This is a genomic window from Oerskovia rustica (genome assembly GCF_014836555.1).
GTDB classification, from domain to species: Bacteria; Actinomycetota; Actinomycetes; order Actinomycetales; family Cellulomonadaceae; genus Oerskovia; species Oerskovia rustica.
Window position 1 is genome coordinate 58341 of sequence record NZ_JACSQQ010000014.1, and the last position, 19495, is coordinate 77835.

The window sequence follows — 19495 nt, forward strand, 5'->3', positions numbered from 1 at the left end:
ACCGGCGACGACGCCGGAGCTCTCTGCTCGTCCGCAACTGACGTACCTCGACGTTCCGCACGACTCGACATGACGGTCCGGCGCCCGGTCCCACGCGTACCGCCCTCCGGACCACAGCGACAGCGACCACGGAGGCGACATGACGAAGAAGCCGTTCAGCGGTGAGATCAAGCTCGACGTCCGGGACTCGACCCCGGACTGGGACGCGTTCCTCCCGCCCAAGGCACCGGCGGGCTCTCCCAACGTGCTCGTCGTCCTCTACGACGACACGGGAATGGCCTCGTGGTCGCCCTACGGCGGCCGGATCGACATGCCGACCATGGACCGCCTCGCGCGGGACGGCCTGATCTACTCGCAGTGGCACACCACGGCGCTGTGCTCGCCGACGCGGTCGACGTTCCTGACCGGCCGCAACCACCACCTCAACGGCTTCGCGACGATCTCGGAGTCCTCGACAGGGTTCCCCGGGTACAACTCCCACATCCCGCCGTCGAACGCGACCATGGCGCACATCCTGCGGGACGCGGGATGGTCCACCTTCTGGGTCGGCAAGAACCACAACGTGCCGATCGACGAGTGGACGGCTGGGGCCTCGAAGAAGAACTGGCCGCTCGCCCAGGGGTACGACCGCTTCTACGGCTTCATCGGCGGGGAGACCAACAACTGGTACCCGTCCCTCGCCGAGGACAACCACTACATCGACCAGCCGTACCTCCCCGAGGACGGCTACCACCTGTCGAAGGACCTGGCCGACCAGGCGCTCAAGATGATCCGGGACGTCAGGCAGACCGAGCCCGACAAGCCCTGGTACATGTGGTTCTGCCCCGGTGCGAACCACGCCCCGCACCACGCGCCGCAGGAGTACATCGACAGGTACAAGGGCCGGTTCGACGACGGCTACGAGGCCTACCGCGAGTGGGTCCTGCCGCGCATGGTCGAGCGGGGCATCCTGCCCGAGGGCACGGTGCTCACCGAGCTCAACCCCATGCCCGACGGGACCTTCTCCCCGACGGACGAGGTGCGCCCCTGGGACTCGCTGGACGACGAGGAGAAGCACATGTTCTCCCGGATGGCCGAGGTGTTCGCCGGGTTCAGCGAGTACACCGACGCCCAGGTCGGCCGCATCGTCGACTACCTCGAGGAGTCCGGGCAGCTCGAGAACACGATCATCGTGTACTGCGCCGACAACGGCGCCTCCGGGGAGGGCAGCCCGAACGGCTCGGTCAACGAGGGCAAGATCTTCGGCGGCTATCCCGACGACGAGGCGCAGAACCTCACCATGGTCGACAAGCTGGGCACGCCGGACACCTACAACCACTACCCGACCGGGTGGGCCGCGGCCTTCACCACCCCGTACAAGATGTTCAAGCGGTACACCTACCAGGGCGGGGTCGCCGACCCGCTGGTCATCCACTGGCCCGCGGGCATCGCCGCCAGGGGCGAGGTCCGCCACCAGTACCACCACTCCACCGACATCGTGCCGACGATCCTCGAGGCGTGCGGCGTCGAGTTCCCCGACACGTACAACGGAGTCGCGCAGACACCGCTCTCGGGAGTGTCGATGGTCCCGTCGTTCGACGCGGCGCCCGACGCCCCGACGAACAAGACGACGCAGTACTACGAGATGTTCGGGCAGCGCGGCATCTGGCACGAAGGGTGGAAGGCCGTCACGGTGCACGGTCCGGTGAGCGGCAAGGGGCACTTCGACGACGACGTGTGGGAGCTCTATCACACCGAGGTCGACCGCTCAGAATCACAGGACCTCGCCGCCGAGCACCCCGAGAAGCTCGAGGAGCTCAAGGCGCTGTGGCTGACGGAGGCGAAGGAGAACAAGGTCCTGCCGCTCAACGACCTGCAGATCATCGGCAACCCCAAGGACTTCGAGACGTTCGTGGCCATGGAGTTCCACCAGCCCGCGCCGCCGAGCGGACAGTTCGTCTACTACCCGGGCACGTCCGAGGTGCCCGAGCGCTCCGCGGCCAACACGCACGGCGTCTCGTACAAGATCGCGGCCGAGGTCGAGCTCACGCCCGACTCGCAGGGCGTGATCTTCGCCCACGGTTCTCGCTTCGGCGGGCACGCGCTCGTGATCAAGGACGGCCAGGTGCACTACGTGTACAACTTCCTGGGCATCCCTCCCGAGGACCGCGTCTCGGCCCCCGTGCCGACGTCGGGCAAGCACATCATCGGCGTGGAGTTCACCAAGGAGGGCATGGGCGAGAACCGCGAGGGCGTGGGGCCGCTCAAGCTGTTCATCGACGACCAGCAGGTCGGCGAGCAGCGCATCCGCACGGTGCTCGGGCACTTCTCGCTCTGCGGCGAGGGCCTGACGATCGGACGCGACAGCGCCGACCCTGTCTCCTCGCTGTACGGCTACGGCTTCGACTTCGTGGGCGGCGAGATCGCGCGGGTCGTCTTCGACATCGCCGACGACGCCTACCTCGACCTGGAGGCCCACCTGGCCGCAGCCATGTCCCGCGACTGACGTCTCGACCGCCCGGGGTGGTCGGCCTCGTGCCGGCCGCCCCGGGCGGCCCGTACCCAAACCGGTGAGAGGACCTCCGATGACAGACCTCCCGTCCTGGCGTGACACCTCGACCCGCACAGCGGTCCTCGACCTCGTCGCCGCGGTCACGACCGGCCCCGACGCCCTCCCGGTCGAGGAGCGTGTCGCGGTCTTCGACAACGACGGCACCCTGTGGGCCGAGAAGCCCATGCCGGTCCAGCTCCACTTCCTCGTCGAGCAGTGGGCCCGGGCGGCCGCGGCCGACCCGGCCCTGGCGCAGACCGAGCCGTACCGGGCGGCGTCGACCGGGGACCTCGCCTGGCTCGGCGCCGCGATCGACAAGCACTACGCGGGCGACGACTCCGACCTCCGTCCCCTGATCGCAGCCGTCGTCGCGGTGCAGGCGGGCCGGTCCGTGGGCGACTACGCCGACGAGGTCCGCGCCTTCCTCGACACGGCCGTCCACCCGGCCCTCGGCCTCCCGTACCGGTACGCGACCTACCAGCCGATGCGCGAGCTGCTCGACCTCCTGCGGGCGCACGGCTTCACGGCGTACATCACCTCGGGCGGCGACCGCGACTTCATGCGGCCGTTCACCGAGGACTACTACGGGGTGGCCCCCGAGCAGGTCGTGGGGTCGAGCCTGGGGCTCACCTTCGACGAGGCGAAGGCCGACGTCGTCTACGGGTCGACCTTCTCCTTCCTGGACGACGGCCCCGAGAAGCCCGTGCGCATCTGGAGCCGGACCGGCCGACGGCCCGTGCTCGCGGTGGGCAACTCCAACGGGGACGTGCCGATGCTCGCCTACGCGGCCGCGCACCCCCGGGGCCTGGCGCTGCTGATCCACCACGACGACCCGCACCGCGGGGACCCGCCGTACGACGCGGGTGCCGAGCAGGCGCTGGCGACCGCGGCCGAGGATGGCTGGACCGTGGTGAGCGTGCGGGACGACTGGGCGCAGGTCTTCCCCGTCCCGTCGAGCGACTCCCCGAGCCGCTCGACGGTTGGTGCGGCGGGTGGTGCGGCGGGAACCGGGCCTCGGGACGGGACGCAGGCTCCGTGACGTCCTCGCCGACGGCACCACGGCGCCGGCCCACGCGCCCGGTGCCCCGCGTCGACCTCTTCCCGACGCTGCGCGGGTATCGCGCGAGCTGGCTGCGCGCCGACGTCGTGGGCGGGCTGTCGGCGGGCGCCGTCGTCGTGCCGCAGGCCATGGCGTACGCGACGATCGCGAACCTGCCCGTGGGCTTCGGCCTGTACACCTGCATGGTGCCCCTCGTCGTGTACGCGCTGCTCGGCGGTTCGCGCACGCTGAGCATGAGCACGACGTCGACCATCGCGACGCTGTCGGCCTCGACGCTGCTCGCGGCCGGGGTCGCGGCCGGCGCCGAGGACCCCGCGCGAGCCGTCTCGACGCTCACCCTGCTCGTCGGTGCGCTGCTGCTGCTCACCCGTGTGCTGCGGCTGGGCTCGCTCGTCGAGAACATCTCGCAGGCCACGCTCGTGGGGATCAAGGCGGGCGTCGGCGTGACGGTCGCCGCAGCCCAGCTCCCCCCACTGCTCGGGGTGCCCGCCGATCCCGACGCGACAGGCTTCTTCCACGTGCTCGGCTCCGCGCTCGGCAGCCTGGACCAGGCGGTCCCTGCGACGGTCGCGCTCTCGGTCGGGAGCATCGCGGTCCTGCTGCTGCTCGGCCGCGTCGCGCCCCGGATGCCCGCTCCGCTCGTCGTCGTGGCCGCGGGCATCCTGCTCGTGGCGTTCGGGGGCCTCGCCGACCGCGGCGTCGAGGTCATCGAACCGGTCCCGCCCGGGCTGCCGCTGCCCGTCCTGCCGGACCTGTCCCTCGTCGGGTCGATGCTCGCCGGGGCGAGCGCGATCGCGATCATGGCATTCCTCGAGACGGTCGCCGTGGGTCGTGGGGTCCGCCGACCCGACGAGCCCCAGATCGGCCCGGACCAGGAGCTCCTGGCGAACGGGGTCGCGGCCGTTGTCGGAGCGTTCTTCCGCGCCATGCCGCCCGCGGGCGGCTTCTCCCAGACCGCGGTCAGCCTCCGGGCCGGGGCGCGGACGCAGGTCGCCGGGCTCGTGACCGCGGCCCTCGCGATCCTGGTCGCGCTCTTCCTCGCCCCCGTGCTCGACGACCTGCCGCAGGCCACGCTCGGCGCCATGGTCGTCGTCGCGACCCTGAGCCTCGTCAAGGTCGGCGACTTCGTGGTCCTGTGGCGCATCAACCGCGTCGAGTTCGCGGTCGCAGCAGTGACCACGGGGATCGGCCTCGTGGCCGGGCTGCTGCCCGCCGTCGGGGTCGGGGTCGGGCTCACGCTCGTCCTCGTGCTGCGCGAGCTGGACCGGCCCCGCGTCGTCCCGCTCGTGCGCGCCCCGCAGGGCGGCTGGGCACCCGTCGACCGCGGCACGGCCGAGGGCGACGACTCCGAGGAGGACGCCGACGTGACGCGCGAGGTCGCGCGCGAGGCGGCCCTGGAGTCGGGCATCGCCCCCGGGGTCCTGGTCCTGCACCTCGACGCCGGCCTCTACACCGCGAACACCCGGCCCACGGTCGAACGCATCCTCGCCCTGGCCAGGGCGAGCGCCCCCGCACCGCACGCCGTGGTCCTGGAGTCCGGCGCCCAGCGCGGCGTCACCTCGACCGTGCTCGACGGGCTCGCGGACCTCGACCGACAGCTCGCCGGGATCGGCTGCACGCTCCTGCTCGCGCGCGTCCCGGCCGAGACCGCGGCCAGGGCCGCGGCCTCGCCGTGGTTCGCCGCGCTCGCGACGGACGGGCGCCTGCTGCCGAGCGTCGACGCGGCGGTCGAGGCGGCCCAGGCCCTGTCGGCTACGCCCCGGTGACCAGGTCGTCGAGCCGCCTGATCGGGTCCCAGGCACCGTCCTCGCTGTTGGACACGACCGCGATCGTCACGCCGGGCTCGCCGCCCTGCCCGGGGTAGTGCTTCACGATCGCGCTCGACCCCGTGTTGATCCCGTCCTTGGACAGCGACCGGACGCTCCCGTCCTCGGTGACCTCGATCTCGAGGCCGAACGCGAAGTGCACCGCCGCCGCCCTGCCCGGCGCGGCGTCCGGGATCTCGTGGTGCAGCGCCTGCGGGCTCAGGAACGCGTCCGTGAGATCGGGCGGCAGGAGCTCGCCCGCCCGGACGGCGTCGAGGAAGCGGACCAGGTCGGCCGCCGTGACGTGCGCGCCGCCGTCGGGCGAGCCGATGGGCGGGTAGCTGTAGATGTTCTGCCGCCACCCCACGACCGGTGCGGCGCCGTCGTCGACGGGAGCTGCGCCGTCGGGCGCGTCGCCGTCGGGCGCGGCCGCGCGGACGGGCTCCCAGCCCTCCGCGACGTCCGGGACCGCCTCACGCATGTCGAAGAAGCCCGACGACGCCATGCCCGCGCGCGCGAACACGTGCTCGCGGACGTAGTCGCGGTAGGTGAGGCCAGTGGCACGCTCCAGCGCCAGGCCGGCCAGGACGTATCCCACGTTGCAGTACCGGCAGCCCTCGCCCACGGGGAACGTCGGGGTCTTGTGGACGAACTGGGGCAGGAAGTCCGCGGTCTGCACGACCGAGTAGCTCGGCTTGTCGACCCACAGCGCCTCGTAGGACTCGCCGGCCTCCTCGTCGGCGTCGTCCGCGATGCCCGAGGTGTGCGACAGCAGGTGGCGCAGCGTCGCCTGCCGAGGGATCTGCGTCCCGTCGAGGTCGACGTAGTCGTGGATCGAGGCGTCCAGGTCGAGGGTCCCGGCCGCGACCTGCTGGAGGACCGCGACCGACGTGAAGAGCTTGGTCACGGACGCGACGTCGAAGCGCGTCGAGACCTTGACGGGCACGCCCCAGCGCCGCGAGGCCAGGCCGTAGGCGTGCTCGAACAGCGTCTCGCCGTCCCGCGAGACGAGCACGACCCCCGAGAACTCGTCCCCTGCGGCAGCCTGCCGGAGGTGGTCGTCGAACGCGGCGAAGGATCCCGTCATGAGGCTCATGCCTTCGACCGTAGGCCTGGTGGGACGTGCCGGGCCAGGACTTTGTGGGAGTGGCAGGATCGAAGGATGGACCTCGAGGACTTTCTGGACCACGTGCACCGCGGCGACCTCATCGAGGGCGGGTCCGCACTGCACGAGTTCATGCACGGCGCGGCCCAGGAGGCGCTGCGGTGCGTCGCCGATCTCAACTCCGGCTACCGCACGCCGGACGAGGTGCGCGGTCTGCTGTCCCGGTTGACGGGGGTCGTCGTGGACGAGTCGGTCACGGTCTTCCCGCCGTTCTACTGCGAGTTCGGCAAGAACCTGACCCTGGGCAAGGACGTCTTCATCAACAGCGGCTGCCGCTTCCAGGACACCGGTGGCATCACGATCGGGGACGGGACCCTCATCGGGCACGGGAGCACCCTGACGACCCTGAACCACGCCGTCGACCCCTCCCGCCGAGCGGACATGATCCCGGCACCGATCAGGATCGGACGCAAGGTCTGGCTGGGGGCATCGGTCACGGTGGTCCCGGGCGTGACCATCGGCGACGGTGCGATCGTGGGTGCCGGAGCGGTCGTGACCAAGGATGTCCCGGCCGACACGATCGTCGCCGGGGTGCCTGCGAAGGTCCTGCGCGCCACCGGTTTCGACGCGTCGCTCGGCTGACGTCCCGGCGCCGCCCTAGGGTGGGCTGTGCACCCACGACCCGTCGCTGCCTGGGCTTCGCTGCCGTCGGACCGGTCCCGTAGGCCGGGCCTCTCCGCACCTGCGGGCGTCCCGACGCCCACCGAATCGCTGGGCCGCGCTGCCCGAAGGAGAACCACCGTGCCCCGTCCTCGTCTCGGCGTGATCGTGCCGCGCGACCTGCCCATCACCGATCTGCTGCCGTTCGTGTCGCGCGCCGAGGAGATCGGCCTCGACGAGGTCTGGGTCGTCGAGGACTGCTTCTTCCGGGGCGGGATCGCGCAGGCCGCGACGATCCTCGCGCGCACGGAGTCGATCCGCGTGGGCATCGGGATCCTGCCGGCAGCGGTGCGCAGCCCCGCCATGACGGCTCTCGAGGCCGGGACGCTCGCCGAGCTCCACCCGGGGCGGCTGCTGCTGGGGATCGGGCACGGGATGCCCGCGTGGATGCGGCAGATCGGGGTGTGGCCGGCCAGCCCCCTGACGCTGCTGGAAGAGACGACGAGCGCGGTCCGTTCGCTGCTGCGCGGCGAGCGGCTCAGCACCGACGGGCGCTACGTACAACTCGATGACGTTGCGTTGTACAGTCCGCCGGCTGTCGCACCGCCCGTCCTGAACGGGGTGCGCGGGCCCAGGTCCCTGGAGGTCTCGGGCCGCGTCGCCGACGGCACGATCCTCGACATGCCCGTGACCCCCGAGTACCTGGGCGTCGTCCGCGCGGCCGTCGAGCGCGGCCGCGCCGCGGCCGGACCGAGCGCCCCGCCCGAGCACACGCTCGTCGCGTTCACCCTCGCCGTGGTGCACGACGACGTCGCGACGGCCCGCGAGATCGTCCGGCCCGCACTGGCCACGTTCGGCGCCGCGGACTGGACCGCGCAGATCGACCCGCTGCCGTTCGCGGCCGAGTTCCGGGCGCTGCTGGACTCGACGCCGACGCCGCAGGAGCTCTCCCGGGCCCTGCCCGACGAGTGGGTCGACCAGCTCGCGATCGTCGGGCCGCCCGACGTCGTCCGCGCCCGGCTCGCCGCGCTCGAGGCGAACGGGGTCACCAGCGTCGTCGTCGTGCCGACGAGCCCAGACCCCGAGCGGCCGGACGACCCGTTCGCGGCGCTCGACGCGCTCGCACGGGTCGTCGCGCCCGCCGCGAAGTGAGCCGACGCCCCGATCCGCGCGAACGAGGGCTGCAGACTTCTCGGCGGAAGCGGTCAGTGGACGAGCTCTCGCCAGTTCTCGGGGACCCGCTGGGCGGGACCGGGCGTCGTCTGGTCCTCGGGGTGCGCGATCGGCGGGGCGAGGTCCGGCCCCTCGAACGACTGCTCCGAGACGTAGTCCCAGTACCAGTCCTCGCCGGGCTCGTACGTGCGCATGAGCCGGTGCCCGGTCTCCCGGTAGTGTGCCGTGGCGTGCTGCGAGGGCGACGTGTCGCAGCAGCCCACGTGCCCGCACCGCGCGCACCGTCGCAGGTGCACCCACCAGCCGTCGGAGGACTCGCACTCGGCGCAGCCGGGACCGCTCGGCGGCACCGTCAGGTCGAGGGACTCCTCGAGGCCGGGGGTGCCGCCGTCGTCGGCCGCCGTCAAACCTGTGCCCCGACGCTCCGGACGACCGGCTCCCAGTCGCTGGGCTCGAGCGGCTCGGCGGGCTCGGCCGCTGCCCAGCCCCGTGCCGCCTCGATCGTCGACGAGAGCAGCTCGTAGAGCGCGTCGTCGGCGTCGCGGGAGCCCGCCTCCGAGATGCCCTGCACCGCGGCCGCGACGATGCTCGGCGCGGCGTCGCGCGCGAACCGTGCGGGACGCAGCCTGGAGCCCTTGCAGAACGACTCGGCCCAGGCCGCCGTGCGGGGCACCATGTTCAGGGCGTCCTGCGACGCCTGCGTCCGGGTGCCGGGCTCACGGCCCTCGAGCTGGTCGAGCATGCGCTCGCCCGCGATGATCGCGACCGCGAGGACGTCCTGCCGGTCGCTCGGCGAGACGGGCAGCGCCGTCTGCGCCGCGCGCAGCGAGATCCACACGCTCCACCGCGGGTCGTCGGACCGCAGCCCGATCACGGACGGGATGAGGATCGCCAGGCGTGGCCTGGCCGCATCGCTCGTGAGGTCGTTGACCGCTCGCGCGAGCATCGCGACCAGCGGGTGCGTGCACTGGGGGTGGTCGCTCCAGCGCTCGCCGGCCAGGTACGACGCGAGCTCCATGAAGCACGCGCCCTTCTTCGGGTTGCGGTGCTTGCCGCGTCCTAGCATGGGTAGCACGTCGTACGTCGATGTCACGAGGGCACCTCCATCAAGGGGTCCGGTCCATTCCAGTCTGCGACCGGCGCCCGTTGTTGGCAACGGGTGGGAAGCTACCCGCCCGCCAGGCCGGGCCGGCGTGGTGGCGGCACGTCGCGGAAGCGCTGGTCGAGCCACGCGAGGAACGGCCCGACGACGATCCCCGCCAGCACCTCGTAGCCCGCCGCGCCGGGGTGGTACCCGTCGCCGTCCCGCACCTCGCGTCGCCAGACCTCGCTCTGCACGGTGCCCGAGAACGTGTCGACGAACGGGGCGCCCCGTCGCCCCGCAGCCTCCCGCAGCGCCTCGCTCGTGCTGAGCAGGCGCTGGTTCTGCGCGTCGTCGCCGACCGCCGGCGGACCGACGAGCAGGACCTCCGCCGCGCCGGCCGCCTGGTACGACCGGTCGAGAGCCTCCACGGTCGCGGCGGACGTCACCCGCACCCGCCCGTTCACCAGGACGGTGTCGTTGACCCCGAACGACAGGACCACGCCGGAGCAGGCCCCGGACGGCAGCCGAGGCGCCACCTCGCGCGCGAGCCGGTCTCCGACGTCCTGCGACGTGTCGCCCCGGACACCCAGGTTGTAGGCCGTGAGGCGATGCCCGCGGGCGATCGCGACCGCCGTGACGCGACCGACCCACCCCAGGGCTGTCGGGTCACCGGTCCCCGCGACGAACGAGTCCCCCACGAAGCACGTCCGGACGTCCGGTCCTGGCATCGACATGACGCCGATCGTAGGGCGGCCCGGGCCGCGCGGAGGGCCCCGTCCATCGCGTCTCCCGGGTCGCCGTCGCGCTGCGACCTCACCCCTAAGGCACCTCAGACCACCTCAGGCGAGATACGCCGTCGAGCCTGAGGTGGTAGCGGCCCAGAACCTACCCGCTCGACCGATGCACGACGCGCCCACTCAGCACGAGAGTGAGGATCACAGCGGGCACCAGGTTCGCTGCCGACGAGCAGGACGGGAACGACCATGAACGAGATGTACGTGATGGGCTTCGAGACCGAGGTGGCGTACCGCCAGCAGCAGGTCCGCGCGGACTACGACCACCAGGAGAACGTGCTGATGCACTGGCTCCGCAGCCACCGCCCGGGGCACCGGACGCACAGAACCCACGTGAGCGCCACCGGTCAGAGCGGATGACGGAGCCCTCTTCCGGTCGGGTGGGCCGAGGTCGACCATCGCCCTCGGCACCGCCAGGAACCCGGCTGCCGGCCGGACCGGAAGAGGGGTTCGTCACACCGGGCGGCGAGTATCAGGAAACATCGTGGCAGGCGTCACAGGCCGCTGCGAGGATGGGCAGTATGCCGCGCCCCTCCCAGGCCCACTTCGTCGCACGACAGCACCAGCTCGACGTGATCGCCGCAGCGGTGGGCCGCGCTGCCGCCGGGGACCCCGGTGCGATCCTCCTCGGCGCCGACGCCGGGGTCGGCAAGTCGCGCCTCCTGGTCCGTGCCGCGGAGCTCGCCCGGGGCACCGGGGCCACCGTCGTCGTGAGCCACTGCGTCGACCTCGGCGACGTCGGCCTGCCCTACCTGCCGTTCACCGAGGCGCTGTCCGAGCTCCGGTCGAGCCACGAGGTCGTCGACAAGACCATCGACGCCCGGCCCGCGCTGGGTCGCCTCCTCGACGCGGGCCCCTCGTCCCTCGACGGCAACGGCGAGGACCAGGCAGGTCGCCTCCAGCTCTTCGAGAGCATCACCGCCGCGCTCACGGCCCCCGGGCGCCCCGGGGCCCCGCTCGTCCTCGTCATCGAGGACCTGCACTGGGCCGACCCGTCCACTCGCGACGTCCTGCGCTTCCTCCTCGCGCGCCTGCGCGCCGATCACCTGCTCGTCATCGCGAGCTACCGCACGGACGACCTCCACCGCCGCCACCCGCTGCGTCCCGTGCTCGCCGAGCTGCGTCGCCACCCGCGCGTCGACCACCTGGCCCTCGACCCGTTCACGCCGGGCGAGCTCAAGCAGTTCACGACCGCCGTCGCGGGCCGGTCCCTGCCCAAGAACGACTTCGAGCGCGTCATGAAGCGCTCGGAGGGCAACGCGTACTTCGCCGAGGAGCTCGTCGAGGCCGGCCCCCAGGCCGACGCCCTCCCGTGGTCCCTCGCGGACGTCCTGCACGCACGCCTCGAACAGCTCGAGCCCGACGTGCAGCAGCTCGCGCGCATCGCCTCGCTCGCGGGACGCGTCGTCGCCGAGCCGCTGCTGCGTGCCGTCGTCGGCCAGGACCTGGGCGTGTTCTCGCTCGGCGGGCTGCGCTCCCCCGGCTCGCCCCCGACCCGGGGCGCGCTCGACCAGGCGTTCGACGCGACGCTGCGCGAGGCCGTGGCCCACCACGTGCTGACGGTCGACGGCGGCAGGATCGCGTTCCGGCACGCCCTGCTCGCCGAGGCCATCTCGGCCGACCTCCTGCCCGGCGAGCAGGTCGCGCTGCACCGCGCGTACCTGGCCGCCCTCACCGAGGACCCGTCGCTCGGCTCGCCCGCGCAGCGGGCCCACCACGCGCTGTCGGCGCACGAGACGACGACGGCGCTCGTCGCGTCCCGCGAGGCCGCGCGCCGTGCGGGGCGGGTCCTCGCGCCCGCCGAGGAGCTGCGGCACCTGGAGCAGGTCCTGCGCCTGTGGGACGTGGTGCCCGACGCCGCGGACCTGCTCGGCGAGGACCGGGTCGACGTGGCCGTCGCGGCGGCGTCCGCGGCGAGCCGCGCGGGCGAGCCGGACCGGGCGGTCGCGATCGCGCGCAAGGTCGTCGAGATGACCGCGGAGAACCCGCTGCGGCAGGCGTCGCTGCGGCACGTGCTGTCCCTGCACCTGCTCGGGATCGAGCACGTCGAGGAGGTCATCGAGCACACGGCTGCGGCCCTCGCGGTGCTGCCCACCGAGCCCCCGTCGAAGGATCGCGCCTGGACCCTCGCGACGCGGGCCCGCGCCGCGATGAACCTCGACCGTGCCGACATGGACGTCGTCGCGCAGGAGACCGCGGAGGAGGCGATCGCGGTGGCCCGCGCGATCGACGCCCCCGACGTCGAGGCCGACGCCCTCACGACGCTCGCGGTGCTCGAGGTCGACGACGCGGACCGCGCCGCCCAGCTCCTCGCGAACGCGCGCGAGCGCGCCCAGGCCGCGGGCGACCTCCTCACCGAGATGCGCTGCTGGTACAACATCGCGGCCAACCGCTACTACTCGGGGGACCTCGGGCAGGCCCTCGTCGAGGCGCACACGGGGCTCGAGCACGCCGTCGCGGCCGGGCTCGGCTGGAACGGGTACGGCGTCGAGCTCCGACTCTTCGGCGAGCTCGTCCGGTACGCCACGGGCGACCTCCGCCCGCCGCCCACGTCCCCCGACCCCATGCCGCCGAGCGCGGTCGCCGCTCTCTCGGCCGCCCAGCTCTACGCGGCCGTCGCGCGCGGCGACGAGGGCGTGATCGAGCGTGCCCGCGCGCTGCGTCCCGAGTGGCGGCGCGACGGGCAGATCGCGCTCATCGCGGGCGGATGCATGATCGACGCGCTCGTCTGGACGGGCCAGCGCGAGGAGGCCCTGTCGCTCGCGCAGGAGCTGATCGTCTACCTGGGCCGCACGTGGAGCGACTACTTCCTGGGCCGGATCTGGATCTCGGCGCTCGCCCTGACGGCGCTCGCCGACGCGACCGAGGAGCGCCGCCTCGTGGGTGCCCCCGTGGACGACCTGGTCGCGCAGGGAGGCGCCCTCCTCACCGAGGCGGAGACCACGGCCCAGCGGGGGCGGCCGCGCGGCGGCCGGCTCGGGCCCGAGGGCATCGCGTGGCTCGTGCGGGCCCGCGCCGAGCACAGCCGCCTCACGGGGACGAACGACCCGGTCCTCTGGCAGGAGGCCACAGCCGCGTTCGACTACGGCTACCGCTACGAGGTCGCCCGGTCCCGCTGGCGCTGGGCCCAGTCGCTGCTGGGCGTCGGGGACCGCGAGGGCGCCGCCGCCCAGGCGGGCGAGGCCCTCGAGGAGGCCGACGACATGGGCGCAGCGCCGCTCGCGAGCGCGTTGCGGGACCTCGCACGACGCGGGCGCCTGGACCTGCCGGGCCTGCGCCGCGGCGCCACGACCGTGCTGACGGACCGTGAGGCGGAGGTCCTGCTGCTCGTCGCGCAGGGCCTGACCAACCGGCAGATCGGCGAGCGCCTGTTCATCAGCGGGAAGACCGTGAGCGTCCACGTCTCGAACGTCCTGGCCAAGCTGGGCGCCTCGGGCCGCACGGAGGCCGTGTCGATCGCGCACCACCGAGGGCTGATCGAGGTCTGACGGCCGCGCGTGTGGTTCGCTGGTCGCCATGAGCGCCCCGGCCCCTGGAACCCTCGTCCTGCTGCGCCACGGGCAGAGCGTCTACAACGCCGAGAACCGGTTCACCGGGCTGCTCGACGTCGACCTCTCCGACCACGGTGTCCGCGAGGCCGAGCAGGCGGGCTCGGAGCTGGCCGCGGCCGCCGCGCAGGACCCGACGCTGGTCCCCGACCGTGTGCTGACCTCGCCGCTCGTCCGGGCCTCGGCGACCGCGGCGATCGTCGCGGCACGACTCCCGGGTCCCCCTCCCCTCGTCCCCGAGTGGCGTCTGGTCGAGCGGCACTACGGCGCGTTCACCGACGACCTGCGCGAGTCCGTCCGGGCCGAGTTCGGCGAGACCGCGTACTGGGAGTACCGGCGCTCGTTCGACCACCGGCCGCCGCCCGTCGAGCAGGGCAGCAAGGCGGCGGCGCGGGTGGCGGACACCTTCTCCCGCCTGCCCGACGCCGCCCGCGTCGGCATGCGCCGCGACACCGAGTCGCTCGCGGACGTCGTCGACCGCCTCGCTCCGCTGTGGGCGACGGTTCGCCAGGCCCTCGACCGCGGCGAGAACCTCCTCGTCGTGGCGCACGGCAACTCCCTGCGGGCGTTCGTCATGCTCGTCGACCGGCTCACGGCCCCCGAGGTCCAGGTCCTCAACGTCCCCACGGGCCTCCCGCTCGTCTACCGCTTCGAGCGCCAGGTGCCCGACGACGCAGCGCACCCGGGCGGGGACGCCCACCCGGGTGCGCGGCCAGGCGCTCAGGCGGTCGGAGCCCACCTCGTTCCCGTGCGCCGCGGCGGGCTCTACCTCGACGCGGACCGTGCGGCGGCCGAGCTGGCCGACCTGGAGCGGCGTGGTGGGACGTGAGTCACGAACCCACGCGCAGGCCCCCGTCGCTCGTGGGGCTCCTCTCCACCATGCAGTACGTCAGGCCGGCCGTGGCCGCGACGATCCGGTCTTCGTCCTCGGCCGAGAGGCGCTCGCTGAAGGACCATTCGGTGGCGGCCCTGCTCGCCTGGCACTCGAACAGGACGATGTCTCCGCTCGTGTCCAGGACGGAGACGTCCTCGTTCGGGAGGGACTCGAGGAACGCCGCCCATCGGGGGTCCTCCACCTGGCTCTGGATCGCGACCCGGCTCCGCGTGTCGTAGGACACCGCGCACCCGTCGACCCGCTCCGTGCAGGGCCCTGTCGCGGAGTGGTCGTCCGTGAAGGAGGCCGCCATCACGGGCGCGAACGACGTCTCCTTCGTCAGCGCGAGAGCGAAGGGCACCCGCGTGCGCTGGGGGATCGTCAGCGTGGGGACGAGCAGGGACGTGCCGGCCGTCCCGTCGACCTGCGTGAAGGGGTCCCAGGACCGGACGGACGTGGTCCGCGCGTCGTCGACGTGCTCGCTGATCGTGGTGCCGAAGACGAACCGACCTTCCTCGGTGTCGACGACCGCGGCGGAACCGAGGGTGGAGACGACGACCGTCGTCGGTCCTGCCCCACCTCGGAGCCGTCTGAGCTCGGCATCGTCCCCGGCGATCACCTGGATGCGCTGATCCTCGACCGGCCCGTAGCCGAGTTCGGCCATCCACCTGATCGTCTCCGGGTCGTCCCGGTCGACGGACTCGACCGAACCGCCGGCCGAGAGCTCGACCGTCGAGACGATCAGGAACCGGTCGCCGTGCGCCCCGGTCTCGATGCCCGTGTCGAGCACGACGGACTCGTCCGGGAGCTCATAGGTCGCCGCCTCGGCCACGGCCGTGATCCCGGGAGCCACCTCTCGATGCACGATCTCGGTGCGCAGGGTCTCGTACGTCGCCGCGGGGACGAGGTCGTGAGCCACTCGGCCGGGGAGGCCGCTCGCGACCCCGACCCCCAGGACGGCGCACGCGGCGAGCACCGCGGTCCCGGTGACGGCCCGCCGGGTCGTGGCCTTGCGTCGGCTCGTGATGAGCACGACGGGGAGGTCGAGCGTCGAGGGGGGGACGGAGTCGGCCGCAGCGTGCAGACGGTCGAAGAGGTCGTCGTGCGATCCGGTCATGAGGAGCTGCCCTTTCGGGAGGAGTCGTCGAGGATCGTGCGGAGCCGGACCAGAGCCCGAGAAGCGGTCGACTTCACGGTGCCGACGGGGATGCCGAGCTCTGCCGAGACCTCGGCCTCCGAGAGGTCGAGCATGTGCCGCATCACCACGACACGACGTTGCTTGAGGGGGAGCTGCAGGAGGGCGCGGACGACGAGGTCGCGGTCGTCGACGGCGGTGGGAGCAGCACCCACCGAGGCGCCGGCACCTGGCGCGCCCGTGATCCCCTCGGAGTGGTCGCGGAGGTCGTCCGGGCCGGACAGCACCTCGCGGCGGGTGCGCCGCCACGTGTCGATGCGCAGGTTTGCGAGGATCCGACGGGCATAGACGAGCGGGTCGCCGTCGCGCGCCCTGGACCATGCCCGGAAGGTGCGTTCGAACGTCTGCTGCGTGAGCTCCTCCGCGCGGTGCTGGTCACCGCACAACAGGTACGCCATGCGGTGCAGCGGGCCGACGGCCTGCTCCATGAAGATCGTGAACTCGGCGTTCCGGGTCGCGTGCAGCACCATGTCCTGCGGCGCGTGGTCGCCGTCGAAGTCCGGGTCGGCCCGGTCGGGACCGTCCTCGGCGGGCACGCCTCGCGGGCCGTCCGTCGCACTGCCACCCACGAGCGGCAGGACCACGGTCACGGCGGCACTCCGGTCGCCGTGGGGCGCAGGATCCGGTCCGCGAGCCCCGGCCGCCGGGACTCCAGCAGCTCGACGTCGCGTTGCACCGCGTCGAGGACGTGCCTGCTCAGGACCGAGCGCAGCTCAGGCGTGAAGCCGTCACGGCTGCGCACGCCAGCAACCTCCGCGCCCTGCTCGAGCCGGTCCAGGGCCACGATGCGGTCGAGCAGCCTCAGGATCTCGACCCGTTCGGCCCGCCCCGTCGTGTACGCGGCGACCACCCGGTCCGCGAGCGCCCGCTGGGCGCCCGGGACGCCCTGGGCGCCCGGAGGGCAGAGGCGTGCCCCGTCCAGCAGGACAAGGCCCAGCGGTCTGCGCACCACCAGCCACCCCCTGTCGTCGTCGGTCGGCTCGACCCGGGCGCCACGCACCGTGACGTACGGCGACGCGAGCGACCACAGGACGATGATCGCGCACGCGGGCAGTGCGAGAGCGAGGAGGACCACGCTGAGGACGGGTTGTGGTGAGGGCAGGGTCAGGCCGACCGCCAGGAGCGAACCACCGACGGCCACGACCACGACCCCGACCGACCCCGCCGGCCCCCTGTCCAGCCTGTCCCGGAGCCGCCCCCTGACGGCTCGAGACCTCGCTGGAGCTGGTCCTGACGACGCGCTGCTGCCCCCTGCGGCCCGTGCGCCGGACGTGCTCGGCGGAGGTCGGTACGTTGTCCTCACGACCAGAACACGCAGCCGACGGCACGAAGGTTCCACCCGGGCGGGCACCAGTTTTCCTCCCGGGTTCTCACAGGCACCACCGAGGTTCCTCGCACGTGCCGCACACATAACCTACGCATCCGTAGGTTACGGTGTAGTAGTGAACACCTTGGCAAAGCAGCCCTGGCTGAGTCGGTACTCCCCAGGGGTTCCCGCAACCGTCGACGTCCCCGACGAGCCCGTGACCGCGGCGCTCGCCCGAGCCGCCGCCCGCTGGCCCGACCGGGTCGCGGTCGACTTCTTCGGTGCCACCGTCACGTACGCACACCTGGTCGAGAAGGTGGACCGCGCCGCGAGCGCCCTGTCGTCGCTCGGCGTGCGCCGCGGCGACCGTGTCGCACTCGTGATGCCCAACAGCTCCTCCCACCTCGTCGCGTTCTACGCCGCGCTCCGTCTCGGCGCGACGGTCGTCGAGCACAACCCCACGTACTCGTCCGACGAGCTGGCCCACCAGCTCGCGGACTCGGGGGCGACCGTCGCGCTCGTCTGGCAGAAGGCCGTCCCCACGGTCCTCGCCGCGAAGCCCGGCACCGAGCTGCGTACGGTCGTCTCGGTCGACATCGCCCGCGACCTGCCGCTCGTCAAGCGCGTCGCGCTGCACCTGCCCGTCAAGGCGGCGCGCACCCAGAAGGCCGCGCTGCGCGGCCCGGCGTCCGCCGGCGTCCCCGACTGGCACCGGCTCGTCGCGAGCGCAGGACCGCTCGACCCGTCCACGCCCCAGCCCGTGGCCGACGACGTCGCCCTCCTCCAGTACACGGGCGGCACGACGGGCACGCCCAAGGGCGCGGTCCTGACGCACCGCAACCTCGTCGCCAACACCGTGCAGGGTCAGGCGTGGGCGTCGTTCCGCGAGGGCGAGGAGACCGTCTACGGGGTCCTGCCGTTCTTCCACGCTTTCGGCCTCATGTTCTGCCTGACCCTCCCCGCGCGCATCGGCGCGACGCTCGTCGCGTTCCCCAAGTTCGACGCCGAGTCGTTCCTGGCCGCGCAGAAGCGTCGCCCTGCGACCTTCCTCCCGGGCGTCGCCCCCATGTTCGACCGCATCGCGGCCGCGGCGGCCAAGGCCCGCACGGCGGGCAGGCCCGTGGACCTGCACTCGATCCGGCTCGCCTTCGCGGGGGCGATGCCCATCAGCCCGACGACGGCGCGCACCTGGGAGGAGGCGACCGGCGGCCTGCTCATCGAGGGCTACGGCATGACCGAGACCTCCCCCGTCGCGCTCGGCAACCCCGTCTCGGTCGACCGCCGTCCCGGCACGCTGGGCCTGCCGTTCCCGAGCACCGACATCCGGGTCGTCGACCAGGACGACCCGACGAGGGACGTCGCCCCGGACGAGGACGGCACGGTCCGCGGCGAGCTGCTCATCCACGGGCCGCAGGTCTTCCAGGGCTATTGGAACCGCCCCGAGGAGACGGCTCACCAGCTCCTCGACGGCGGGTGGCTGCGCACGGGCGACGTCGTGACCGTGGACGCAGACGGTGTGGTCACGCTCGTCGACCGCATCAAGGAGATGATCATCACCGGCGGGTTCAAGATCTACCCGTCGCAGGTCGAGGACCACCTGCGCCTCATGCCGGGGATCCGGGACGTCGCCGTCGTGGGCCTGCCCGGCGAGGGCTCGGACGAGCGCGTGGCCGCGGCCGTCGTGCTCGACGAGGACCAGGGCACCGCGAGCGGTCTCCCGATCGACCTCGCGGCCGTGCGCGAGTGGGGCGAGCAGAAGCTCGCGCGCTACGCGCTGCCCAAGCACCTGTTCGTCGTACCCGACCTGCCGCGCTCGCAGATCGGCAAGGTGCTGCGCCGCGTCGTGCGGGAGAACGTGCTGGGCAAGCCGACCGACGGCGACGGTCCGGGGCACCCGACGGGCGGCGCGACACCGACCACCTGAGGGTCCTCAGGGAGCCAGCAGGACGCGGACGTGCGCCGCGATGTCGTCGCGCACGAGCCGCATGCGCTCCATGCCCTCGATCCCGCGCAGCGAGGGCTCGTCGGTGTCCCAGACCACGACGGGCGTCCCGTCGTCGGTGGTCACCTGCGCCTCGCGGCCGAGGACGACCACGACGTCCGCGGCCGCGACCAGCTCCGGGGTCAGGGGCTTGGGGTGCTCGCCCGACAGGTCGACGCCGACCTCCTCGAGCGACGCGACCGAGAGCGCGTTGAGGCTCGACCCGGGCGAGGTCCCGGCCGAGTCGACCTGGACGTCGGGCGCGATCTTCCGGGCCAGCCCGGCGGCCATCTGCGACTTGCCGCCGTTCTTGACGCACACGAACAGGACGGATCGGGGGGTGCTCATCAGGGGCCTCCTGGTCGTCGGCCCCCCGGGAC

17 protein-coding genes are annotated in these 19495 nt (G+C 72.9%); 9 read left to right on the forward strand and 8 right to left on the reverse strand.

Translation table 11 applies throughout. The annotated features are described in order from the left end of the window. Positions 1 to 139 precede the first annotated feature (139 nt). The 3 genes from H9652_RS10000 to H9652_RS10010 all read left to right on the forward strand — a co-directional run bounded on the left by H9652_RS10000 (position 140) and on the right by H9652_RS10010 (position 5356). Entirely contained in the window at positions 140 to 2485 is a 2346-nt protein-coding gene (locus tag H9652_RS10000) for an arylsulfatase (protein WP_191796103.1), read from the forward strand. A gap of 79 nt (positions 2486 to 2564) precedes the next feature. Beyond that, complete coding sequence (locus H9652_RS10005; RefSeq protein ID WP_191796104.1) at positions 2565 to 3569, forward strand: HAD family hydrolase; 1005 nt, start codon at positions 2565 to 2567, stop codon at positions 3567 to 3569. Next, positions 3566 to 5356: a SulP family inorganic anion transporter gene (locus tag H9652_RS10010; protein WP_318244087.1), complete on the forward strand. Its 1791-nt coding sequence runs from the start codon at positions 3566 to 3568 to the stop codon at positions 5354 to 5356. The genes H9652_RS10005 and H9652_RS10010 overlap by 4 nt, the downstream gene beginning before the upstream one ends. Here the strand turns inward: H9652_RS10010 and H9652_RS10015 are convergent. Then, a complete protein-coding gene (locus H9652_RS10015; RefSeq protein ID WP_225228025.1) occupies positions 5343 to 6491 on the reverse strand; it encodes a serine hydrolase domain-containing protein in 1149 nt (382 codons plus the stop codon). The two genes, H9652_RS10010 and H9652_RS10015, sit on opposite strands and share 14 nt — an antisense overlap. A gap of 66 nt (positions 6492 to 6557) precedes the next feature. Here H9652_RS10015 and H9652_RS10020 point away from each other — a divergent pair, with 66 nt between their 5' ends. After that, positions 6558 to 7142 carry a sugar O-acetyltransferase gene (locus H9652_RS10020; RefSeq protein ID WP_191796105.1) on the forward strand — a complete coding sequence of 195 codons (585 nt, stop codon included), beginning with the start codon at positions 6558 to 6560 and terminating at the stop codon, positions 7140 to 7142. A 159-nt stretch (positions 7143 to 7301) separates the two neighbouring features. After that, positions 7302 to 8312 (forward strand): LLM class flavin-dependent oxidoreductase, encoded by a 1011-nt coding sequence (locus H9652_RS10025; protein WP_318244088.1) that lies wholly within the window; start codon positions 7302 to 7304, stop codon positions 8310 to 8312. A gap of 53 nt (positions 8313 to 8365) precedes the next feature. Here H9652_RS10025 and H9652_RS10030 read toward each other — a convergent pair whose 3' ends face one another. The 3 genes from H9652_RS10030 to H9652_RS10040 form a co-directional block, all read right to left on the reverse strand. Continuing rightward, positions 8366 to 8740, reverse strand: coding sequence for a UBP-type zinc finger domain-containing protein (locus tag H9652_RS10030; RefSeq protein WP_191796106.1), 375 nt, complete (start codon positions 8738 to 8740; stop codon positions 8366 to 8368). Then, a complete protein-coding gene (locus tag H9652_RS10035) occupies positions 8737 to 9426 on the reverse strand; it encodes a hypothetical protein (RefSeq protein ID WP_246857741.1) in 690 nt (229 codons plus the stop codon). Before H9652_RS10035 ends, H9652_RS10030 begins: the two co-directional genes overlap by 4 nt. Before the next feature lie 74 nt (positions 9427 to 9500). Beyond that, positions 9501 to 10151: a GDSL-type esterase/lipase family protein gene (locus H9652_RS10040; protein ID WP_225228026.1), complete on the reverse strand. Its 651-nt coding sequence runs from the start codon at positions 10149 to 10151 to the stop codon at positions 9501 to 9503. 249 nt (positions 10152 to 10400) lie between these two features. Between H9652_RS10040 and H9652_RS10045 the strand changes: the two genes are divergently transcribed. The 3 genes from H9652_RS10045 (at position 10401) to H9652_RS10055 (ending at position 14588) form a co-directional block, all read left to right on the forward strand. Beyond that, the gene (locus H9652_RS10045) at positions 10401 to 10571 is read left to right on the forward strand and encodes a hypothetical protein (protein ID WP_191796107.1); all 171 of its coding nucleotides are present in this window, start codon (positions 10401 to 10403) and stop codon (positions 10569 to 10571) included. Positions 10572 to 10732: 161 nt separating this feature from the next. Further along, on the forward strand, positions 10733 to 13699 hold the full coding sequence (locus H9652_RS10050) for a helix-turn-helix transcriptional regulator (protein ID WP_191796108.1): 2967 nt from the start codon (positions 10733 to 10735) through the stop codon (positions 13697 to 13699). Between the two features lie 28 nt (positions 13700 to 13727). Further along, complete coding sequence (locus H9652_RS10055; RefSeq protein ID WP_191796109.1) at positions 13728 to 14588, forward strand: 2,3-bisphosphoglycerate-dependent phosphoglycerate mutase; 861 nt, start codon at positions 13728 to 13730, stop codon at positions 14586 to 14588. Between the two features lies 1 nt (position 14589). On the opposite strand, the gene H9652_RS10060 is transcribed toward H9652_RS10055, so the two are convergent. Genes H9652_RS10060 through H9652_RS10070 form a run of 3 tightly spaced genes read right to left on the reverse strand, consistent with a single transcriptional unit; the run spans position 14590 to position 16969 of the window. Beyond that, a complete protein-coding gene (locus H9652_RS10060) occupies positions 14590 to 15750 on the reverse strand; it encodes a hypothetical protein (RefSeq protein ID WP_191796110.1) in 1161 nt (386 codons plus the stop codon). After that, positions 15747 to 16418 (reverse strand): SigE family RNA polymerase sigma factor, encoded by a 672-nt coding sequence (locus tag H9652_RS10065; RefSeq protein ID WP_318244089.1) that lies wholly within the window; start codon positions 16416 to 16418, stop codon positions 15747 to 15749. The genes H9652_RS10060 and H9652_RS10065 overlap by 4 nt, the downstream gene beginning before the upstream one ends. Beyond that, complete coding sequence (locus tag H9652_RS10070; protein ID WP_191796111.1) at positions 16415 to 16969, reverse strand: hypothetical protein; 555 nt, start codon at positions 16967 to 16969, stop codon at positions 16415 to 16417. The genes H9652_RS10065 and H9652_RS10070 overlap by 4 nt, the downstream gene beginning before the upstream one ends. Positions 16970 to 17270: 301 nt before the next feature. Here H9652_RS10070 and H9652_RS10075 point away from each other — a divergent pair, with 301 nt between their 5' ends. Next, complete coding sequence (locus H9652_RS10075) at positions 17271 to 19058, forward strand: AMP-binding protein (RefSeq protein WP_191796112.1); 1788 nt, start codon at positions 17271 to 17273, stop codon at positions 19056 to 19058. A gap of 6 nt (positions 19059 to 19064) precedes the next feature. Here the strand turns inward: H9652_RS10075 and H9652_RS10080 are convergent, their stop codons facing one another. Then, positions 19065 to 19463, reverse strand: coding sequence for an arsenate-mycothiol transferase ArsC (locus H9652_RS10080; RefSeq protein ID WP_191796113.1), 399 nt, complete (start codon positions 19461 to 19463; stop codon positions 19065 to 19067). Positions 19464 to 19495: the final 32 nt, after the last annotated feature.

Coding starts and splice junctions, on each gene's coding strand:
- H9652_RS10000 (WP_191796103.1), top strand. CDS start 140: ATGACGAAGAAGCCGTTCAGCGGTGAGATCAAGCTCGACGTCCGGGAC.
- H9652_RS10005 (WP_191796104.1), top strand. CDS start 2,565: ATGACAGACCTCCCGTCCTGGCGTGACACCTCGACCCGCACAGCGGTC.
- H9652_RS10015 (WP_225228025.1), bottom strand. CDS start 6,491: ATGAGCCTCATGACGGGATCCTTCGCCGCGTTCGACGACCACCTCCGG.
- H9652_RS10020 (WP_191796105.1), top strand. CDS start 6,558: ATGGACCTCGAGGACTTTCTGGACCACGTGCACCGCGGCGACCTCATC.
- H9652_RS10040 (WP_225228026.1), bottom strand. CDS start 10,151: ATGTCGATGCCAGGACCGGACGTCCGGACGTGCTTCGTGGGGGACTCG.
- H9652_RS10045 (WP_191796107.1), top strand. CDS start 10,401: ATGAACGAGATGTACGTGATGGGCTTCGAGACCGAGGTGGCGTACCGC.
- H9652_RS10050 (WP_191796108.1), top strand. CDS start 10,733: ATGCCGCGCCCCTCCCAGGCCCACTTCGTCGCACGACAGCACCAGCTC.
- H9652_RS10055 (WP_191796109.1), top strand. CDS start 13,728: ATGAGCGCCCCGGCCCCTGGAACCCTCGTCCTGCTGCGCCACGGGCAG.
- H9652_RS10060 (WP_191796110.1), bottom strand. CDS start 15,750: ATGACCGGATCGCACGACGACCTCTTCGACCGTCTGCACGCTGCGGCC.
- H9652_RS10080 (WP_191796113.1), bottom strand. CDS start 19,463: ATGAGCACCCCCCGATCCGTCCTGTTCGTGTGCGTCAAGAACGGCGGC.